The sequence below is a fragment of the Vibrio sp. ECSMB14106 genome (genome assembly GCF_000972265.1).
In the GTDB taxonomy this organism is placed as follows: Bacteria; Pseudomonadota; Gammaproteobacteria; order Enterobacterales; family Vibrionaceae; genus Vibrio; species Vibrio kanaloae.
The window spans coordinates 1-1744 of the sequence record NZ_LAUM01000066.1; the positions used below are offsets into that span (position 1 = coordinate 1).

At 43.5% G+C, this 1744-nt stretch carries 1 protein-coding gene; it reads left to right on the plus strand.

Annotation, left to right across the window (positions count from 1 at the left end; all coding sequences use genetic code 11):
- Positions 1-137 precede the first annotated feature (137 nt).
- Positions 138-1658, plus strand: a complete 1521-nt coding sequence (locus tag WR49_RS20630; protein ID WP_082082811.1) for an ISNCY family transposase — start codon at positions 138-140, stop codon at positions 1656-1658.
- The last annotated feature ends 86 nt before the right edge of the window (positions 1659-1744 follow it).

Below are 1744 nucleotides of genomic sequence, written 5' to 3' on the forward strand. Positions count from 1 at the left end.
CCTGTGATCACCAAGGGATTCTGTCGTACCTTAATTACCAAGCGACTTTGTCATTACAATAACTACCGAGGGATTTTGACGGGACTAAATTGGCTTACCTTTTAAAGTAATGAATTAAACTTTGGAAGGGGCTAAGGATGTTCTATATGGATTCTAAATCCCAGTTTACTGTCGATATCATCTGCAAAATTATTGATGGCAAAATCAGCATCAATAGTGCCACAACCTTGCTCAACAAGTCTCGGCGAACTGTTGAGCGTTATCTAAGCCGATATCGGAAAGAAGGTATTCGCTTCATCATTCATGGGAATCGAGGGCGCTCTCCAACCAATAAGATCCCTGATTCGCTTAAGAAAGAAGTCCAAAGTCTCATACAAACCAAGTACTTCGATTTCAATTTGCAGCATCTCTCTGAAGTCCTCAAAAAGAACGAAGGGATCGGCATTAAGCGTGAAACGTTACGCTCTTGGGCACACGATATTCATCATGTTAAACGTGCTAAGCGACGCAGAAGTCGAGTTAGGAAGTATCGAGAGCGTATGGAGCTGCCTGGATTAATGCTTCAAATGGATGGGAGTCCTCATCGCTGGTTTGGTGATGAGAAATCTTGTTTGATTGCTATGATTGATGACGCCACCAGTGATATTCATGCTCAATTTTTCCCCTCAGAGACCACCGAAGGCTGTATGAGGGTGATGAGAGCTTATATTGAGAAGCGAGGGATATTTAAGACGCTTTACGTCGATAGAGCGGGTATCTTCGGTGGTCCTAAACGAAGCAACTTCTCTCAAATGCAGCGAGCTTGTGAAGAGCTTGGTATTGAAATTATCTTTGCTAACTCACCACAAGGAAAGGGACGCATTGAACGCTCATTTGATACCTTCCAAGATAGGCTGGTACCCGAATTACGATTACACAATATTACCGATATGGAAGGCGCGAATCGCTATTTACAAGAAGAGTTTATTCCAAATTATTGGGATAAAAATGTTCGAGTTCGGCCTAAAAGTGCACGGTCTGCCTTTAAGCGCTTGCCCCGCGATTTAGACCTCAACAGCATCTGCGTACAGAAAGAGTATCGAACCATACGGCGTGATCATACGTTTGGCTTTGGTAACAAAAGGTACGTTATCGATTCGCCTATCCGCTATTCCATTGAGAACCAAAAAGTAGAGATTAGATGCCAGTTCGATGGCACATTCTCCGTTTATTTTGGCCACCGTCGGCTAGATATTACCGAGCTGGTTGAGCCTCGTAAATGCAGTAAATATGGCAAAGAGGTTCAGCGGAAAATAGAAGCCTTAGAGCTAGTAGAGCAGTTGGGTAGTATATCGAAAGCAGCCCGTATCCTTGGTTGCTCCCGCCAATCCCTTTACACCTATCAGAAAATCATGGCTGAGGAAGGGCCTATAGGGCTGAAGCGGATCAATAAGCCTCTAAACCGCAGTAAGAATCGCATACCAGAATATGCAGAAGACAAGATTATTGAGCTGACGTTGCAGAACCCACACCTGACTTTGATGCAACTCACGATGGAGCTAAAACAACACGATATCACTGTGAGTATTGGTACGATTAAAAACATCTGGAAGGAAGAAAACCTCAGCACTAGAGAGCTTAGGATTAAAAAATCACAATCACTGAATATCGACGTGTAAGGCGAGAAGTATCATTCCTGACTAGAATGTAAGAGCATGACAGAATCGGTTGGTACTTATCCCGTCAAGATCCCTCAGTAATGACA

Coding starts and splice junctions, on each gene's coding strand:
- WR49_RS20630 (WP_082082811.1), top strand. CDS start 138: ATGTTCTATATGGATTCTAAATCCCAGTTTACTGTCGATATCATCTGC.